Annotated in this window: 13 protein-coding genes, 3 rRNA genes and 3 riboswitches; of the genes, 14 read left to right on the forward strand and 2 right to left on the reverse strand. The window is 46.0% G+C overall.

All coding sequences use genetic code 11. From position 1 onward, the window contains the following. The first annotated feature begins 2 nt into the window (after positions 1-2). The 10 genes from MHI51_RS03360 to MHI51_RS03405 all read left to right on the forward strand — a co-directional run bounded on the left by MHI51_RS03360 (position 3) and on the right by MHI51_RS03405 (position 11611). Positions 3-983, forward strand: coding sequence for a glycosyltransferase family 2 protein (locus MHI51_RS03360; protein ID WP_038568643.1), 981 nt, complete (start codon positions 3-5; stop codon positions 981-983). Continuing rightward, on the forward strand, positions 970-1377 hold the full coding sequence (locus tag MHI51_RS03365) for a GtrA family protein (protein ID WP_339281643.1): 408 nt from the start codon (positions 970-972) through the stop codon (positions 1375-1377). The genes MHI51_RS03360 and MHI51_RS03365 overlap by 14 nt, the downstream gene beginning before the upstream one ends. A gap of 102 nt (positions 1378-1479) precedes the next feature. After that, positions 1480-2139 (forward strand): class D sortase, encoded by a 660-nt coding sequence (locus MHI51_RS03370; protein WP_256716649.1) that lies wholly within the window; start codon positions 1480-1482, stop codon positions 2137-2139. A 115-nt stretch (positions 2140-2254) separates the two neighbouring features. After that, a riboswitch (cyclic di-GMP riboswitch) is annotated at positions 2255-2337 on the forward strand. A gap of 74 nt (positions 2338-2411) precedes the next feature. Next, positions 2412-2492, forward strand: a riboswitch (cyclic di-GMP riboswitch). A 13-nt stretch (positions 2493-2505) separates the two neighbouring features. Then, positions 2506-3315, forward strand: a complete 810-nt coding sequence (locus tag MHI51_RS03375) for a transglutaminase family protein (protein ID WP_038568647.1) — start codon at positions 2506-2508, stop codon at positions 3313-3315. Positions 3316-3682: 367 nt separating this feature from the next. After that, a 16S ribosomal RNA gene (locus tag MHI51_RS03380) occupies positions 3683-5240 on the forward strand. Positions 5241-5502: 262 nt separating this feature from the next. Then, positions 5503-8429: ribosomal RNA gene (locus MHI51_RS03385) — 23S ribosomal RNA — on the forward strand. Between the two features lie 128 nt (positions 8430-8557). Beyond that, a 5S ribosomal RNA gene (gene rrf, locus MHI51_RS03390) occupies positions 8558-8674 on the forward strand. Together the 16S, 23S and 5S rRNA genes form the textbook arrangement of a ribosomal RNA operon. Positions 8675-8912: 238 nt before the next feature. After that, entirely contained in the window at positions 8913-9665 is a 753-nt protein-coding gene (locus tag MHI51_RS03395; protein WP_405173578.1) for an acyl-[acyl-carrier-protein] thioesterase, read from the forward strand. Positions 9666-9861: 196 nt separating this feature from the next. Then, on the forward strand, positions 9862-10449 hold the full coding sequence (locus tag MHI51_RS03400; RefSeq protein WP_076128449.1) for an RNA polymerase sigma factor: 588 nt from the start codon (positions 9862-9864) through the stop codon (positions 10447-10449). After that, on the forward strand, positions 10424-11611 hold the full coding sequence (locus MHI51_RS03405; protein ID WP_076128451.1) for a DUF4179 domain-containing protein: 1188 nt from the start codon (positions 10424-10426) through the stop codon (positions 11609-11611). The genes MHI51_RS03400 and MHI51_RS03405 overlap by 26 nt, the downstream gene beginning before the upstream one ends. A 105-nt stretch (positions 11612-11716) precedes the next feature. Here the strand turns inward: MHI51_RS03405 and MHI51_RS03410 are convergent, their stop codons facing one another. Both MHI51_RS03410 and tsaA read right to left on the reverse strand, forming a co-directional pair. Next, positions 11717-12634: an AraC family transcriptional regulator gene (locus tag MHI51_RS03410; protein WP_405173579.1), complete on the reverse strand. Its 918-nt coding sequence runs from the start codon at positions 12632-12634 to the stop codon at positions 11717-11719. A 50-nt stretch (positions 12635-12684) separates the two neighbouring features. Further along, positions 12685-13131, reverse strand: coding sequence for a tRNA (N6-threonylcarbamoyladenosine(37)-N6)-methyltransferase TrmO (gene tsaA, locus MHI51_RS03415; protein ID WP_076128454.1), 447 nt, complete (start codon positions 13129-13131; stop codon positions 12685-12687). A 127-nt stretch (positions 13132-13258) separates the two neighbouring features. On the opposite strand from tsaA, the gene MHI51_RS03420 reads away from it, so the two are divergent. The 4 genes from MHI51_RS03420 (at position 13259) to MHI51_RS03435 (ending at position 17609) form a co-directional block, all read left to right on the forward strand. Continuing rightward, on the forward strand, positions 13259-15394 hold the full coding sequence (locus MHI51_RS03420; protein ID WP_405173580.1) for a DNA topoisomerase III: 2136 nt from the start codon (positions 13259-13261) through the stop codon (positions 15392-15394). A 161-nt stretch (positions 15395-15555) separates the two neighbouring features. After that, positions 15556-16779, forward strand: a complete 1224-nt coding sequence (locus MHI51_RS03425; protein WP_341143807.1) for an MFS transporter — start codon at positions 15556-15558, stop codon at positions 16777-16779. A gap of 91 nt (positions 16780-16870) precedes the next feature. Further along, positions 16871-17134, forward strand: a complete 264-nt coding sequence (locus tag MHI51_RS03430; protein WP_036680925.1) for a DUF1294 domain-containing protein — start codon at positions 16871-16873, stop codon at positions 17132-17134. 40 nt (positions 17135-17174) lie between these two features. Then, a complete protein-coding gene (locus MHI51_RS03435) occupies positions 17175-17609 on the forward strand; it encodes a universal stress protein (RefSeq protein WP_036680923.1) in 435 nt (144 codons plus the stop codon). Between the two features lie 233 nt (positions 17610-17842). Continuing rightward, a riboswitch (purine riboswitch) is annotated at positions 17843-17944 on the forward strand. Positions 17945-18130 lie beyond the last annotated feature (186 nt).

Raw genomic sequence — 18130 nt, forward strand, 5'->3', positions numbered from 1 at the left:
AGGTGAAAGCCAGATATAGTGTGATTGTACCCATGTTCAATGAGGAGCAAGTAATTAGCCATACTTATGAACGTTTGAAAAAAGTAATGGACGAGTGCGGCGATACTTATGAGCTGGTCTTCGTCAATGACGGCAGTCGTGATCGTTCCGCCCAGATGATTCGGGAGATCTGTGAACGAGACGAGCATGTCAAGCTGATTGACTTCTCGCGTAATTTCGGACATCAGGTAGCGATTACAGCTGGCATGGACTATGCCGAAGGTCAAGCGGTTGTTGTTATTGACGCTGATCTTCAGGATCCTCCGGAGGTCATTTTGCAAATGATCGAGAAGTGGAAAGAGGGCTACGACGTTGTATATGCGAAACGCCTGAAGCGCCACGGAGAAACGATGTTCAAAAAGGTCACCGCGAAGCTTTTTTACCGCCTGCTCAGCAGTATGACAAGTGTGGATATTCCTACGGATACAGGCGATTTCCGTCTTATTGACCGTAAGGTATGTGATGTCCTGCGGGGACTTAAAGAAAAGAACCGCTATGTCAGAGGTTTGGTGAGCTGGGTTGGCTTCAAGCAGACTATGGTGGAATATGAACGGGAAGAACGTTTTGCCGGAGAAACCAAATATCCGCTGAAGAAAATGATTCGTTTTGCGTTAGATGGCATCACCTCTTTTTCACATAAGCCGCTTAAGATTGCTACGTATATTGGATTCTTCCTTTCATTCTCTAGCTTTCTCTATTTATTTTTCGTCTTGTTTCAAAAGATATTTTTTACCTCCTGGACGGTTCCGGGCTGGGCTTCCATTGTAGGCGTTAATCTGCTCTTTAACGGTATCGTTCTGATGCTGTTGGGTGTGATTGGGGAGTATATCGGACGGATTTATGACGAGTCTAAAGATAGACCGCTATATATTGTTAGTGAGACTAAAGGCTACCAGAACGAAGAACAACTGGACCGCCGGAAGGACCACAATGATGTTAGATAAGAACTTGCGCGCTGCATTCATACAGTTCCTCAAATTTAATGCCGTAGGTTTGCTCAATACGCTTATTGATTTTGTGATTTTTACATTGTTGAATTCACTAGGGATGGTATACGCATTGGCGCAGGTGATCTCCTATAGTGCAGGCACGGCGAATAGCTTTATTTTGAATAAAAAAGTAACCTTTCGTGATCGCAACCGGGGGAATAAAGAAGGCTTCGACCGCGTGCAGCTGGTCAAGTTTATCGTGCTGAATCTGGTAGTGCTCGGAATATCACTGCTGCTAATGCATCTGTTGACAGACAAACTAGGCATTCAAGTCTTGATCTCCAAGGTGCTGGTTACCTTTATCACGGTGATCATCAATTTCTTTGGAAGTCGTAAATGGGTATTTTAAACATTAATTTCAGGCAGAAGGAGTTGCTATGCTTAAAGGCAAGTAGCTGTTTCTGCTTGATTTGTATATAACCATAGAAACAATATACGGAGGTGAATAACATTGCGTAAATTCTCCTATCTACTCATACTGGCTGGGATACTTATCATGTTATATCCGACAGCTAACGAGTGGTACAACGACAGGCAGCAGGAGAAGTTATTAGAAACGGCTGAACTAAGCACTGCCGATAGTACTCCCCAGCCAGATCTAAAGAGCAGGTATGCTGAAGTTACTCAGCTGTTAGCAGAGGAATCGGTTCTGGATGCTCAGGCACAGCCCCAACCCCAAGAGACAGAAAAGCCTGAACCGGAGATTGCAGTCGGTGGCAAAGTAATCGCACTAATTGAAATCGATAAGATTGATTTGAAGCTGCCTGTATTAGAAGGGGCTACAAAAGCTAATATGAAACATGCTGCAGCCCATATGAAAGAAACGGCACCCCTTGGAGAGATCGGGAATGCTGCAATCGCGGCGCATCGGGCTAGAACTACGGGTCGTTTGTTTAACAGATTGAATGAGGTTGTTGTGGGGGATGTTATCACGATAAAGACTAGTGATCAGGTGTTTAACTATGAGGTGTATGATATTTCTGTAGTAGATCCGAGTGACGTCTCCGTTCTTGACGGGAATGACAAGGATAAGATTCTTACTCTGATTACATGTGATCCGCTAGTGAATCCAACGCATCGGCTGATTGTTCATGCCAAATTAACAAAATGAGAATAGTGAATGACAAGAACAAATACCGGGAGATATTTATAAAATAATGGGTAATCTAGTAAATTAGGTCTTGTTCACAACTATAAATATGATAGTATTATACTATGAAAGCTAAACACGATAACGGCAAACCTTCCGAAAGGTAGGGACGCAAAGCTAAAGGGCCTTTTCCCAAAAGGATGGCAGCCAGCTACCGAATGAAGAGGCTTTTTTTGTTTGTTTCAAATGGATTCTATCAATTATATCTAGTAAAGCTAGAACAGATAGAACTTATACGATAACGGCAAACCTATCGAAAGGTAGGGACGCAAAGCTAAAGGGCCTTCCCGAAAGGATGGCAGCCAGCTACCGAAAGGAGTTTTATCCGTGAAAAAGGTTTATTTTATGCTGGTGGCGTTGTTCGTCCTAATGACTTCAGTTCCAGTAAGTACAGCTCAAGCTGCAAGTGCAGATGCCAGCTGGTTGATTACATCCAAAGTGGCTCAAGGTGTGATTGGTATTAACTATGATATTCCGAAAGATAAAAGAATCAAACTCATGATCACCAAAGATAACAGCAGTTATACATATAACTTGTATGCTTCTGGACAAGCTGAGGACTTCCCTTTGCAACAAGGAAATGGGACTTATAAGGTTTCTGTTCTGGAGAACACAACCGGCAATAAATACAAAGCATTATATTCCGAAGTAGTAGACGTAACCATGAGTGACTCGAATTCCGTATATTTGGGCTCCGTACAGAATGTGAAATGGAGTTCTTCTGATAAAGCGATTGTCAAAGCTAAACAATTAGTACAAGGCAAAACAACAGACGAAGAGAAAGTTAAAGCGATCTATAACTATGTAGTTGCGAATGTACAATATGATTACTCTCTTGCTAATAGTGTAACTACTGATTATATTCCAAGCATCGATAAGACATTGACTACTAAAAAAGGAATTTGCTATGATTACGCTTCTCTTTTTGCCGCAATGCTGCGGAGTGTAGATGTTCCTGCTAAGTTGGTAATGGGGAATACAAGCTACGTTACGCAATATCATGCCTGGAACGAAGTGTTGCTTAATGGGAAGTGGGTTACCATTGATACTACAGTGGATGCAGGACTTGCAAAGAGTGATAAGAAAACCGATTTAATTAAAGCCTCAAGCAAATATACTGCGGCAAAATACTATTAAGTTCGTCGCTAGAAAGATAACTCTATTAAATAAACAACTAGCTTAATTATTAAGCTAGTTGTTTATTTTTATATTAGGGGTTGCTTTTCTATTAATAGTTGGGGTATTATAGGTAAGCGTTGTTAGACAGCGTACAGGCGATATAGACGAGGCTGATAAAAAGCTTCGAAAAATAAAGCTTGCATTTCTGAAAACAACATGATATATTATAAGAGTTGCTGCTGAGACATTAAACGGCGCCAACGAGAACTTGATCTTTGAAAACTGAACAACGAGTGAGTAGGAAATCACGTAAGTGAAATCCAAAATTAGAGAATTAATTTTCTCGTCAGATGTTTCAAAATGAGCATATCGCTCTTTTCAATACTAATTGGAGAGTTTGATCCTGGCTCAGGACGAACGCTGGCGGCGTGCCTAATACATGCAAGTCGAGCGGAGTTACTTTGAAAGCTTGCTTTCAAAGTAACTTAGCGGCGGACGGGTGAGTAACACGTAGGCAACCTGCCCTTCAGACTGGGATAACTACCGGAAACGGTAGCTAATACCGGATAATTTCTTTTTTCTCCTGAGAGAAGAATGAAAGACGGAGCAATCTGTCACTGAGGGATGGGCCTGCGGCGCATTAGCTAGTTGGTGGGGTAACGGCCCACCAAGGCGACGATGCGTAGCCGACCTGAGAGGGTGAACGGCCACACTGGGACTGAGACACGGCCCAGACTCCTACGGGAGGCAGCAGTAGGGAATCTTCCGCAATGGGCGAAAGCCTGACGGAGCAACGCCGCGTGAGTGATGAAGGTTTTCGGATCGTAAAGCTCTGTTGCCAGGGAAGAACGTCCGGTAGAGTAACTGCTACCGGAGTGACGGTACCTGAGAAGAAAGCCCCGGCTAACTACGTGCCAGCAGCCGCGGTAATACGTAGGGGGCAAGCGTTGTCCGGAATTATTGGGCGTAAAGCGCGCGCAGGCGGCTATTTAAGTCTGGTGTTTAAACCTTGGGCTCAACCTGAGGTCGCACTGGAAACTGGGTGGCTTGAGTACAGAAGAGGAAAGTGGAATTCCACGTGTAGCGGTGAAATGCGTAGATATGTGGAGGAACACCAGTGGCGAAGGCGACTTTCTGGGCTGTAACTGACGCTGAGGCGCGAAAGCGTGGGGAGCAAACAGGATTAGATACCCTGGTAGTCCACGCCGTAAACGATGAGTGCTAGGTGTTAGGGGTTTCGATACCCTTGGTGCCGAAGTTAACACAGTAAGCACTCCGCCTGGGGAGTACGGTCGCAAGACTGAAACTCAAAGGAATTGACGGGGACCCGCACAAGCAGTGGAGTATGTGGTTTAATTCGAAGCAACGCGAAGAACCTTACCAGGTCTTGACATCCCTCTGAATCTGCTAGAGATAGCAGCGGCCTTCGGGACAGAGGAGACAGGTGGTGCATGGTTGTCGTCAGCTCGTGTCGTGAGATGTTGGGTTAAGTCCCGCAACGAGCGCAACCCTTAACTTTAGTTGCCAGCAGGTAATGCTGGGCACTCTAGAGTGACTGCCGGTGACAAACCGGAGGAAGGTGGGGATGACGTCAAATCATCATGCCCCTTATGACCTGGGCTACACACGTACTACAATGGCCGGTACAACGGGAAGCGAAGCCGCGAGGTGGAGCCAATCCCATCAAAGCCGGTCTCAGTTCGGATTGCAGGCTGCAACTCGCCTGCATGAAGTCGGAATTGCTAGTAATCGCGGATCAGCATGCCGCGGTGAATACGTTCCCGGGTCTTGTACACACCGCCCGTCACACCACGAGAGTTTACAACACCCGAAGTCGGTGGGGTAACCCGCAAGGGAGCCAGCCGCCGAAGGTGGGGTAGATGATTGGGGTGAAGTCGTAACAAGGTAGCCGTATCGGAAGGTGCGGCTGGATCACCTCCTTTCTATGGAGAATCGTTCTCTGCAATGAGAACATTCAAATCGGAAGCTAAGCTTCCAAAACTCAGGTTTAGGCCTGTTACTCACTCGTTGCTCAGTTTTGAGAGTTTAAGCTCTCAAGTAAGACTTGATCCTTGAAAACTGGATACCGAAACGAATTTGCGTTTTAGAACATCTTTTAGCAACTTGTGCAAACAAGTAAATGTTATTAGTGAGATGATTCCAAAGAGAATGTCATCGTATGATATTTTCCTGCGGAAGAATCAAGGTTAAGCTAATAAGAGCACACGGAGGATGCCTAGGCGCCAGGAGCCGACGAAGGACGTGGCGAACAACGAAACTGCCTCGGGGAGCTGTAAGCAAGCTTTGATCCGGGGGTGTCCGAATGGGGAAACCCAGCTGTGGTAATTCGCAGTTACTCATACCTGAATACATAGGGTGTGTAGAGGCAGACCAGGGGAACTGAAACATCTAAGTACCCTGAGGAAGAGAAAACAATAGTGATTCCGTCAGTAGCGGCGAGCGAACGCGGAACAGCCTAAACCTAAGAGCTTGCTCTTAGGGGTTGTGGGACGTCTCACATGGAGTTACAAAGGAATATGGTAGGTGAAGAGGTCTGGAAAGGCCCGCGATAGAGGTAAAAGCCCTGTAACCTAAACTGTATTCTCTCCGAGACGGATCCCGAGTAGTGCGGGGCACGTGAAACCCCGTATGAATCCAGCAGGACCATCTGCTAAGGCTAAATACTACCTGGCGACCGATAGTGAAACAGTACCGTGAGGGAAAGGTGAAAAGCACCCCGGAAGGGGAGTGAAATAGAACCTGAAACCGTGTGCTTACAAAAAGTCAGAGCCCTATTAATGGGTGATGGCGTGCCTTTTGTAGAATGAACCGGCGAGTTACGTTTAACATGCAAGGTTAAGCCGAGAAGGTGGAGCCGCAGCGAAAGCGAGTCTGAATAGGGCGAATTAGTATGTGGACGTAGACCCGAAACCGTGTGATCTACCCCTGTCCAGGGTGAAGGTGCGGTAACACGCACTGGAGGCCCGAACCCACGTACGTTGAAAAGTGCGGGGATGAGGTGGGGGTAGCGGAGAAATTCCAATCGAACTCGGAGATAGCTGGTTCTCCCCGAAATAGCTTTAGGGCTAGCCTCGGTATAAGAGTAGTGGAGGTAGAGCACTGATTGGGTGCGGGGTCCGCAAGGATTACCAAGCTCAGTCAAACTCCGAATGCCATATACTTATTGCCGGGAGTCAGACAGTGAGTGCTAAGATCCATTGTCAAAAGGGAAACAGCCCAGACCATCAGCTAAGGTCCCCAAGTGTGTGTTAAGTGGGAAAGGATGTGGAGTTGCACAGACAACCAGGATGTTGGCTTAGAAGCAGCCACCATTGAAAGAGTGCGTAATAGCTCACTGGTCGAGTGACTCTGCGCCGAAAATGTAACGGGGCTAAACACACCACCGAAGCTATGGCTAGATACGTATGTATCTGGGGTAGGGGAGCGTTGTGTAGGGGTTGAAGGTGTACTGAAAAGAGCGCTGGACACTACACAAGTGAGAATGCCGGTATGAGTAACGAAAAGATCAGTGAGAATCTGATCCGCCGAAAGCCCAAGGTTTCCTGAGGAAGGCTCGTCCGCTCAGGGTAAGTCGGGACCTAAGGCGAGGCCGAAAGGCGTAGTCGAAGGACAACAGTTTGAAATTACTGTACCACCGTAATCCGCTATGAGCGATGGGGTGACGCAGGAGGGTAGTGACGCGGACTGATGGATGTCCGTCTAAGCAGTGAGGCTGATGTGTAGGCAAATCCGCACATCGTTAAGGCTGGGCTGTGATGGGGAGCGAAAATTATAGTAGCGAAGGTCATGATCTCACACTGCCAAGAAAAGCCTCTAGCCAGGAGAAGGTGCCCGTACCGCAAACCGACACAGGTAGGCGAGAAGAGAATTCTAAGGCGCGCGGAAGAACTCTCGTTAAGGAACTCGGCAAAATGACCCCGTAACTTCGGGAGAAGGGGTGCCCCGGTAGTGTGAATAGCACGAGGGGGCCGCAGTGAAAAGGCCCAAGCGACTGTTTAGCAAAAACACAGGTCTGTGCGAAGCCGCAAGGCGAAGTATACGGGCTGACGCCTGCCCGGTGCTGGAAGGTTAAGGGGAGTGGTTAGGGGTAACCCGAAGCTATGAACCGAAGCCCCAGTAAACGGCGGCCGTAACTATAACGGTCCTAAGGTAGCGAAATTCCTTGTCAGGTAAATTCTGACCCGCACGAATGGCGTAACGACTTGGGCGCTGTCTCAACGAGAGATCCGGTGAAATTTTAATACCTGTGAAGATGCAGGTTACCCGCGACAAGACGGAAAGACCCCATGGAGCTTTACTGCAGCTTGATATTGAATTTGGGTACGATCTGTACAGGATAGGTGGGAGCCGTAGAAATCGGAGCGCAAGCTTCGGTGGAGGCGCCGTTGGGATACCACCCTGATCGTATCTAGGTTCTAACCTAGTGCCCTTATCGGGTACGGGGACCGTGTCAGGCGGGCAGTTTGACTGGGGCGGTCGCCTCCTAAAGAGTAACGGAGGCGTTCCAAGGTTCCCTCAGAATGGTTGGAAATCATTCGCAGAGTGCAAAGGCATAAGGGAGCTTGACTGCGAGACCTACAAGTCGAGCAGGGACGAAAGTCGGACTTAGTGATCCGGTGGTACCGCATGGAAGGGCCATCGCTCAACGGATAAAAGCTACCCTGGGGATAACAGGCTTATCTCCCCCAAGAGTCCACATCGACGGGGAGGTTTGGCACCTCGATGTCGGCTCATCGCATCCTGGGGCTGAAGTAGGTCCCAAGGGTTGGGCTGTTCGCCCATTAAAGCGGTACGCGAGCTGGGTTCAGAACGTCGTGAGACAGTTCGGTCCCTATCTGTCGTGGGCGCAGGAAATTTGAGAGGAGCTGTCCTTAGTACGAGAGGACCGGGATGGACGTACCGCTGGTGCACCAGTTGTTCCGCCAGGAGCATGGCTGGGTAGCTACGTACGGACGGGATAAGCGCTGAAAGCATCTAAGCGTGAAGCCCCCCTCAAGATGAGATTTCCCAATTAGTAAGACCCCTTGAAGACGACGAGGTAGATAGGTTGGAGGTGGAAGTGCAGTAATGCATGGAGCTGACCAATACTAATCGGTCGAGGGCTTATCCTATACGTAGAATGCAAATTTGTTTCGGATTCAGTTTTCAGGCATCAAGCCTGTAACACGCTTAGAAATTCATTCTCACTTCTGGTGATGAACCGAATTTCACGCGGCAGCGTCTGTTTCACAGACGCATGTTTGGTGGCGATAGCGGAGGGGTTCCACGCGTACCCATCCCGAACACGACCGTTAAGCCCTCCAGCGCCGATGGTACTTGGACCGAAGGGTCCTGGGAGAGTAGGACGTTGCCAAGCACACGAAGCCATTGTTGATTTATCAACAATGGCTTTTTTGTTCCCTTTATCGCTTAATTTAAATAATGTGGATAAGTTATGGGGAATTAACGAAATTATAAAAGTTACTAACATGTGGATGAAATAATAAAATATATTCAAAAATGAAAGTAGTCCCCAATTTATGTGGATAGAGCAGTGGTATATGTGGATACTTCAAGTAAATGCAAGGATATTTTGCATGGCAGGAGGATAAACAATGGACAACAGTAGCAATCTTGTGTGGATAGAAGATTTTTCTGTACATGCGAGCGACACGGATTATCGTTCGCAGGGTAAGTTATCCTTTATTCTGGATATCATGCAATGTGCGGCAGACTTCGCAGTGGGTAATTTGGGGATAAGTGTGGAAGAAATTCTGAATGCAGGAATGGGCTGGATGATGATTACGTTAGATCTTGATTTTAAGCGTATTCCCCGCCCGAATGATGTGCTTAGCGTACATACCTGGAGTAAAGGAACTAAAGGGGCACTGTGGCAACGGGATTATCGTATTTTCGATGCAGATCATATAGAAATCGCCACAGCACGATCCATATGGGCTTTAGTAGATATTGAGAAGAGAAGGATACTTAGACCGAATGCCCTTCCGGTTCAGGTTAGGCACTATAATGGCGATTCAGTAGGCGATATGCCTGTTAAGGTAACGATCCCTTCTGATATTACTATGGAAGAAGCTTATCGGTATCAGGTAAGATATAGTGGGCTTGACAGCAACGGACATTTGAATAATGCCCGATACGGGGATTTATGTTGTGATGCGCTCACTTTAGCGGAATGGGATAATGCAGAGTTCACACGCTTCCGGATTACTTATCTACAAGAAGCTAAGTTTGGGGATGAACTGACTATTTTACGTTCAGCTGTAACGGATGATGGTATATATGTACGCGGTCAGAATAGTGATACTGTATATTATGAAGCATGTATAGCGTTAAAAAGTGTCCAATAGTACGAATAAGTAAGTAATTTATAAATATGGAATATTATTATAAAAGCGATTTCTCCGAACATCAATCGGGGCAATCGCTTTTTTTATTGAAAACGGATGATGTTTCTAACATATTTGGAAAATTTTTTTGAGCCTGTCACAATTAAAGGGATCACATTCGTTATATAGTTGTAGTCAATAACAAGGAGGTGATTCTTTGGAACGTCGCAGCCCCGGGGTCCAAGTGAATCAAACAATAATTGAAGAGGCTATCGATCAGGTACTTGCGGGTAACCGCGAAGCCTATAGAACTATAATACAAGCCTATGAAAGAAAGATTTATACGTATTGCTATTATATTTTGAGAAGTCATGAAGAAGCAGAGGATGCTGTGCAAGATATATTTGTAAAAGTGTATCAGGAACTCAGACGTTATGAGAAACGAGTCTCTTTTAGTGCATGGCTGTATAAAGTGGCCTATCATCATTGTCTGGATCAGGTTCGCAAACGCAAGCGAAGAAACCGTCTGTTGTCGCTATATAAAGAGCAGCAGCCCAAAGCCTATTATAATCCTAACGATGAGGAGCCATTGCAGAAGTTATTTATGGATGACCTGACAGCCGAAGAGAGCAATCTCCTGATTCTTAAGGTGGTTGAGCAGTACAGCTTTGAAGAAATGGGTCAGATTATGGATTGTAATTCAGCTACTTTACGCAAGAAATTTGAACGTCTACGCAAAAAGTTAGTCCGGCAAAGAATGAATGAAGGAGGCAGCCCTCATGGAGAAATGGCAAGATCGAACTGAAAGTCAGAAGATGGAGCACATTCGTCAAACATTCCAAAATCATGAAATGCCGGTAGACAGTTTCAGCGATTCAATTATGAAGCGAATAGGAGACGAGGGAATGGAAAAACGAGCGTCAAGAAAGAATGGAAATAAGTTTCTGAAAAAATCATTGGTGGCTGCCTCGGCAGCAGCAGTGTTGGGTGCGGGGATAATCGGTAGCGGATTTGTATCCCCGGTCATGGCTGAAACATTGAAGCAGATTCCTGTTGTAGGAAGTATTTTTAAGGGGATTGACGATAAAGGTCTAAATGCTGCTGAGGAAAAAGGATTATCTACTGCCCCTAACCAAAGCGTTACCCATGATGGAGTGACCTTAAAGGTTACCGATGCCTATTATGACGGCTCGCGGTTGGCTTTTGCGATTGAACGGGAAGGCATTGATAATGATAAGATGATGGCTGAGATGATTATTGAACCGATTGAGTTCGATCCATCGCTAACAGAACAACATGCGAAAGTGACAATGAACCAGTCCGAAAAAGGGTTGTTGGGTTCAGCAGAAGTGAAATTGCCGAATGGGAAAAAACTGGAGAGCCAAATGTCATCTTTTGGTGATGTTGAGGGAAAAAAGAATGCTATTTTATACGATTACAGAAATCTAAATAATATAGAGGCTTTGGGGGATGAATTTGAATTAAGCATCAGTGTGCCGGTTACACAAATTGCAGAGCCTTTTGTAATCAAGGTGCCGGTGAAAAAAGTAACGGAAGGAATTATCAAGCTTGATCTGAACCAAACAAAAGAGGCAGAAGAATTCAGTTATACGATTACCAAGCTGGAATTAACTCCAGCCACAAGCAGATTACAGCTCAGCGAAGAAGGTAAAGCGCCAACTGTGAAAGAAAAGGATGGATACACAACCTCTGAAATGTTCTATGAAATTGTTGATGAACTAGGTAATGCGTTCTCATCGGGTGGGTCATTTAACTTGCCAGCTATAGTCTATCCTTTGGTAGACAAAGATTTCATACCGTTCGCGCAAACACCAAAGACAATTACAGTTAAGCCGTTTACTTACTCCATTGATGAAAATCATAAAGCATTAAGGGATGAAGAAGGAAAACAAGTTAAACATTATTATCCGGAGCTTGAACAAACGATTCAGGTGGAGCAAAAGTAACTATTAATCCCATAAGCAAAAAAGCCCGTGTCTGCATAGCAGATACGGGCTTTTTGTTAAAAAATGAGAATTTATAAGCTACAAAACTATAATATCTTTATATTTCTAAGAGTAACGGTTGTCATCTATAAAAGACGACAACGTAGTCTCTTCTTGTAAAAATTCTAATGGAATGTAGATTTCACTCACCGAGTTTTCGTTATCTGGTCCAAGGTAAAATTCACCATAATATTCCAATTCAAATGGAATGGACATCCTGTATTCTGTTTTCGGCAGCCAGATTCCGTAGATATATTTATAGGTAGAAGGGATATCACAAGAGCGGCCTTTATGGATGAATTTCAGATAACGTATGGGTGGTAAGATCTGAAGGGGGAAAGTCTGATTGTGGTCTGCTTTTATAGGACTGAGTTCGCAGGCACACATGATCGAAAACCCATTACTCTCATAGTCATCTGGCCAGAAGCCAAGCTGATAATATTTTTCAGGCTGTATTCTATCCGATATAGTGGCTACCTTATTGAAAAGCAAAGGCCAAGTATCAGAAATGACGGAGAAATCATGGTCTACTTTAACTATGGGTCCTTGAAGTATAATTTCTCCGAAATCAACGAGCTGGGGGGAGAGATCACTATCAGAAAGGACTTGAAGTAGATCCTGTTCATATAGTCTAGGGAGCAAAGGGAGTTTCGTTTCAGTAAGTCTTTTTCGAACAAGAGAGGGAGTCGTGTGCAGCATTCTTTTGAAGGCACGCGTAAAGGTCTCATAGTTACTAAAGTTATAGTCTAAGGAGATGTCCTGGAGTGAACGTTCTGGCATTCGATGAATGTCTAAGGCTGCTTCAGTGATTTTGCGTCTGGCTATATAGTCGCCGGGTGCTATCCCAGTGACTGCTTGAAATAGACGGGTGAAATGATAAAGGGAGTATCCCATTTCTTTGGAGAGGACAGCTACAGGAAGAAACGTAGTTAAGCGACCCTCAATGAGATCTAAGGCTTGAATGATTAGTTGGCGATTGTTCAAGAGATGTCCTCCCATAACAGTTAATAGAAATGGTGTCTAGCACGATTACTTCAATGATTTGCTGTCCAGTCGCCCCAAGCAGCAGCCCAATCGGGAACAGTCACTTCCATTACGCGATCTGCACTAGGAAAATAGGCTTTGATGTCGAGAACCGGTGTGCCCGGATAGGCATCAAGCCCGGCCACCTCTACTATTCCAGAGTCTACATCGACAGACAGGATTGCTGCTACACTTAGCCCAATCGGATTAGGGCGAATAGGGGAACGGGAAGCGAATACTCCAGTTAAGGTCGCATCATAAGGAGGCTGAATCTGTGTAGTCTGCCGGAAATGATCCTCTGCAAACTCATGCAGCCACCAAAGCACTTGGCAATGACTAAACTGAGATAAACCTTTAAGCGCTGGTCTGAATTCCGGGTTGATTTCAAGCCGCAAATTATGTGCTGTACCTCTAACCGATCCTATAGATAATATATTATAGCTTTCTTGTTCATTCATTGACTATGACTCCTTTCGGGTATCAGATATGATCTAGTGTATAACAGAGGCATACGGTAAAGCCTGACGATATTTGCTAACATTCATTTAATGCTATAATGAAATTTGATGTGGAAAGGGGAGCATTATGAAGACATTAGTATTGGCGGAGAAGCCGTCTGTTGCACGCGAGATTGCACGGGTCATGGGATGTAATAATAAACAGAAGAGTTATATTGAAGGTCCAAAATATGTGGTTACCTGGGCGCTGGGTCATTTGGTCGGCCTGGCAGAACCAGAGGATTATAATAAAAAGTTTGCAACTTGGGCCTTGGAGGATCTGCCGATTTTGCCGGAGAAGACCAAGCTGAAGGTGCTGCGGGAGACCAGCCAGCAATATAAAGCTGTCCAGCATCTAATGAAGCGTCAGGACATTGAGGAGCTTATTGTTGCTACAGATGCTGCCCGTGAAGGGGAGCTGCTGGCTCGCTGGATTATGAATATGGCAGGGTGGAAAAAGCCATTCCAACGGTTATGGATATCCTCGCAGACTGATAAGGCAATTAAAGAGGGATTTGCAAAACTCCGTCCGGGCCGGGAATTTGATCGGTTGTATGAATCTGCACGTTGCCGCGCAGAGGCGGATTGGATGATTGGACTGAATGTCACAAGAGCTTTGACCTGTAAGTTCGGTTCGCCGCTCTCAGCAGGACGGGTACAAACGCCGACATTAGGGATGATCATGGATCGTGAACAGGAGATTACGGGTTTCCGTTCCGTCGATTTTGAGACGCTGACTGCTGATTTTGGGGATTTCCAAGCGGCATGGCGGGCCAGTAACGGTGATGGTCGAATATTCGAAAAGGATAAGACAGCCAGCTTAAAGGATAAGCTTACAGGACGCAGCGGCCGTATTATTAAGGTACAGAAGAGTGAGAAAAGTGAACCTCATCCACTGGCTTATGATCTGACTGAACTGCAGCGTGATGCGAACCGGAAGTTCGGCTTCTCCGCGAAGCAGACCTCCAGTGTGCTGCAGCGGTTATATGAGCAGCATAAACTTGTCACATACCCGCGTACGGACAGTCGTTACTTAACTTCAGATATGACGGGCACACTCAAGGAAAGACTGGATAGTGTTGCGGTCGGTCCATATGCAGCGTTAGCACGTCCATTGCTGCGCAAGCAGCTGCCGATTACGAAGCGAATCGTGGATGACAGTAAAGTCAGTGATCACCACGCTATTATTCCTACAGAACAGACCGTATTGTTAAATGGTCTGAGTACTGAAGAACGTAAGTTGTATGATCTGATTGTGCGGCGTTTTATAAGCTTGTTCTATCCGCCAGCTCGTTATGATGCGGTAGCTGTAACCGTCAATGTGGAAGGCGAAAGCTTCCATGTCAAAGGGACGACAGTAAAAGATGCCGGCTGGCGCGAAGTATACGGCGGAGATATGAGTAGTGATGACGAGGAGGAATCTGCGGACGAGCCGGCAGCGGGCAGTGTAAAGCTGCCTGAGCTGCGCGAAGGGGCTGCTGTCACGATTGGCCGCTGTATGGTGCGTGCTGGCCGAACACAGCCACCGAAGCGTTATAATGAAGCTTCGCTGTTGACGCAAATGGAGAAGCACGGCCTCGGAACCCCGGCTACACGCGCGGATATTATTGAGAAGCTGGTAAGCTCTGATACGATTGAGCGGCAAGGTAATCTCCTGCATCCGACAGGAAAAGGTAAGCAGTTAATCGAGCTGGTATCCACTCAGCTACGAACCCCGGATCTAACCGCACGTTGGGAAGCTGAGCTGGAGAAAATAGCGCGTGGTCAAGGCAAACCGGAGCTCTTTTTACAAGGTATCCGCAGTATGGCACAGGAATTGGTAACAGGTGTGAAAACTAGCGGAGCAGAATATAAGCCGCATAATGTCTCTAACAGCCACTGTCCGGAATGCGGTACAAGACTGCTCGAGAAGAAGAGCAAACGAGGGAAGCTGCTGGTGTGTCCTGCAGATAACTGTGGTTACACCCGTGCAGGTGAGAAAAGACTATCGAATCGCCGCTGCCCACAGTGCCATAAGAAAATGGAGCTTAAAGAGGGTAAAGCAGGCATGTTCGTACAATGTCTAGGCTGTGGAATCACAGAGACCTTAGATAAGGATCACAAGCATGTTAATAAACGTGAACAGCAAAAGCTGGTGCAGCAATACAGTAAGCAGGAAAGCATTGGTTCTAACCTTGGGGAACTGCTGAAAGCAGCGCTTGAAGGACAAAAGAAGGATAAGTAGTAGGAATCATCGGATGGTTAGCTTCAATTAAAACGAATGATTAGAATAATGAAGGCTGCTGAGTGTGCTCAGTAGTCTTTTTTCTATCCTAGTAAGTTTATGTGGTCTACGGATAGGCTTTGAATTAGAATGGAAAGCAAATGAGTGGAGCAGGTGATTAGGTGGCAGCTGAGCAGCAGGCGAAGCCGTTGAAAGCGGCAGATCGCCCACAGGGGCAAGGAAGCAGCAGGTTTTTCTTTTTGGTTATTGTATTTATGTTTTGGTTCTCTTCTTATATTTATGTGCCGGTGCTTTCACCATATGTTGAGCATTTGGGAGCATCGTATTTTATGGTGGGCATGGTGCTTGGGATATATGGGTTAATGCAGATCCTATTCCGTATACCCATTGGCATCGGTTCAGATTATTTAAATAGGCGGCGGCCGTTTATCTATCTGGGATTGATTGCGAGTGGAGTCAGCTGTTTTCTTTTTATGTGGGGAGCACAGCCGGGTTGGGCGTTGGCAGCACGTGCGGTATCCGGGATAGCAGCATCGGCATGGGTTGTGTACTCTGTGATGTTCGCAGGATATTTTCCAAAAGAGGAAGCTGGAAAAGCGATGGGCATGCTGCAATTCACTACAGTAATCGCCCAATTGACCAGCATGATGATCAGCGGCTATATGGTAGAGCATTGGGGCTGGAATGCCCCCTTCCTGATTGGTGGAATTGTAGCTATTGCGGCACTAATACTTGCGCTTCGGTTACCGGAACAAAAGCAGGAAAAACGGCAAAATGCCATACAGATCAAGGAACTGGCTGGTGTCGTAAAGGAACCTCTGCTGGTAAAAGTATCACTGTTGTCTGTGCTGGCGCACTGTGTGCTATTTATAACGATGTTCGGATATACTCCGAACCAGGCGCTGAATATCGGAGCAAGCAAAGAAAGCTTGGGCTGGCTAACACTCGCTTTTATGATTCCGCATGCCATCGCAACGCTCTACGGCTCACGTCTGTTTGGAGGGCTGCTGGGTGATAGAGGGAAGCTTATGCTAGGCTTTGCGGGAAGCGCACTGTTTACGCTGCTCATTCCTTCTATGCCGACGTTAGCGGCGCTTTGTCTGACTCAGGTGGGGAATGGTTTTATGCAGGGACTTATTTTTCCGCTGCTGTTGAGTAAATCCGTATCAGAAATAGATCCCTTTAAACGGGCTACAGCTATGGGCTTCTATCAGGCCGTTTATGCGATAGGGATGTCAGCAGGGCCATTCGTAGCAGGTTGGATGAGCTCTGTATATGGCTTGACCGGAGGATTCTGGTTAGGTGGAATTGCGGCGGTGTTGGCTACAATTTTATCCTGGGTATGGATGAAGGATACGAAGCAGAAGCAGCTAAAAGAAACTTAACAGACTTGGCAGAGCGTGTAAGGATGATTGGTTTTTTGTGCAAAAGGGGAATATAATAGAGATAGGAAGCAAGGAGGAGGAGCCCGGGAGAATGGTCAAGGTTGTAATGTTGTGGTTTGTGGTAATTAATATAATCGGGTATGTAGTGATGTCCGAGGACAAGAACAAAGCCCGCAAAAGGCGGGAACGTGTACCTGAGAAAACACTTTTTCTGCTGGCAGCCATGGGCGGCGCACTAGGTGTGCTGATTGCCATGTACCGTAAGCGCCACAAGACGCGTCATACATCCTTCAGGATCGGAATTCCGCTTCTGCTGCTGCTGAATATTTTTTTGTACAGCTATTTTTTAAGATAATAGTCTTTAGGATTACAAACTAGAAAAAGAGGTGGCGTACATGTTATTCTCTAAAATTTTGCTAGCCTATGACGGTTCAAAGGCTTCTAATCAAGCATTGGAGCGCGCAATTGAACTCGCTAAAGTCACACCAGGTTCTATATTGCATGTCGTACACGCATTTGAATTCCCAAGATTTTTTATCGGAGAAGCTCTTGCACCACTACCAGCTTCAGTAAATAAAGAATATTATGATTTGGCAGTGCAGACAACCGAGGAAGTGAAGGGACGCCTTGAGGCTGAAGGCCTGAATGCTGAGGTTGAGCTTTTACAAGGATCTCCTGCGGAAGTGATTTTGAAATATGCTAAGGAAAATGCTATAGACATCATAGTTATCGGCAGCCGCGGGCTTGGCGGTATACGTGAATTTGTTCTGGGCAGTGTCAGCCATAATGTAGTACAAAGCGCTCGTATTCCAGTGCTGGTTGTAAAATAATATAGAGTTCAAAGGGACGCTGATAGCGTTCCTTTTTTTCAATTTAAGGCTGTACAGGTCTTAATCTGGAGCTTAAACACCATAGAGCGCTAGAGGTAGGAGCGTACGGAAAGAAGTACTTCTTCACAAAATATAAGGTTATTGAGAATTTAAATTCGCCCAAAAGCGAACATTTATTATGGTGATTTTACCAATGTTCGTGTTTGAGTTGACATCATGTGTAGGGGATTGTTAAACTGATGTCATGAAGAGCTCGTATAAAACCGGGAATATGGCCCGGAAGTTTCTACCCGGGAACCGTAAATTACCGGACTACGAGGAAATAGGATGCTAGAATGCGATAATGCAGTCCAGATAATGGAGTGATGCATTGTGCAGCTTTCCGCGCTTAATGCCAGTTTGGTGAGAGGCAAGCGGGAGTGTTTTTTCCTAATTCCTTTACTAGTCCGATCCTCCCGCAGCAAAATGCGTCTGGACATCGGGCTTTTTTAATATAAGGAATAAGTTACACGTAATACATC

It is taken from the genome of Paenibacillus sp. FSL H8-0260, from assembly GCF_045040625.1.
GTDB lineage: Bacteria > Bacillota > Bacilli > Paenibacillales > Paenibacillaceae > Paenibacillus_AQ > Paenibacillus_AQ odorifer.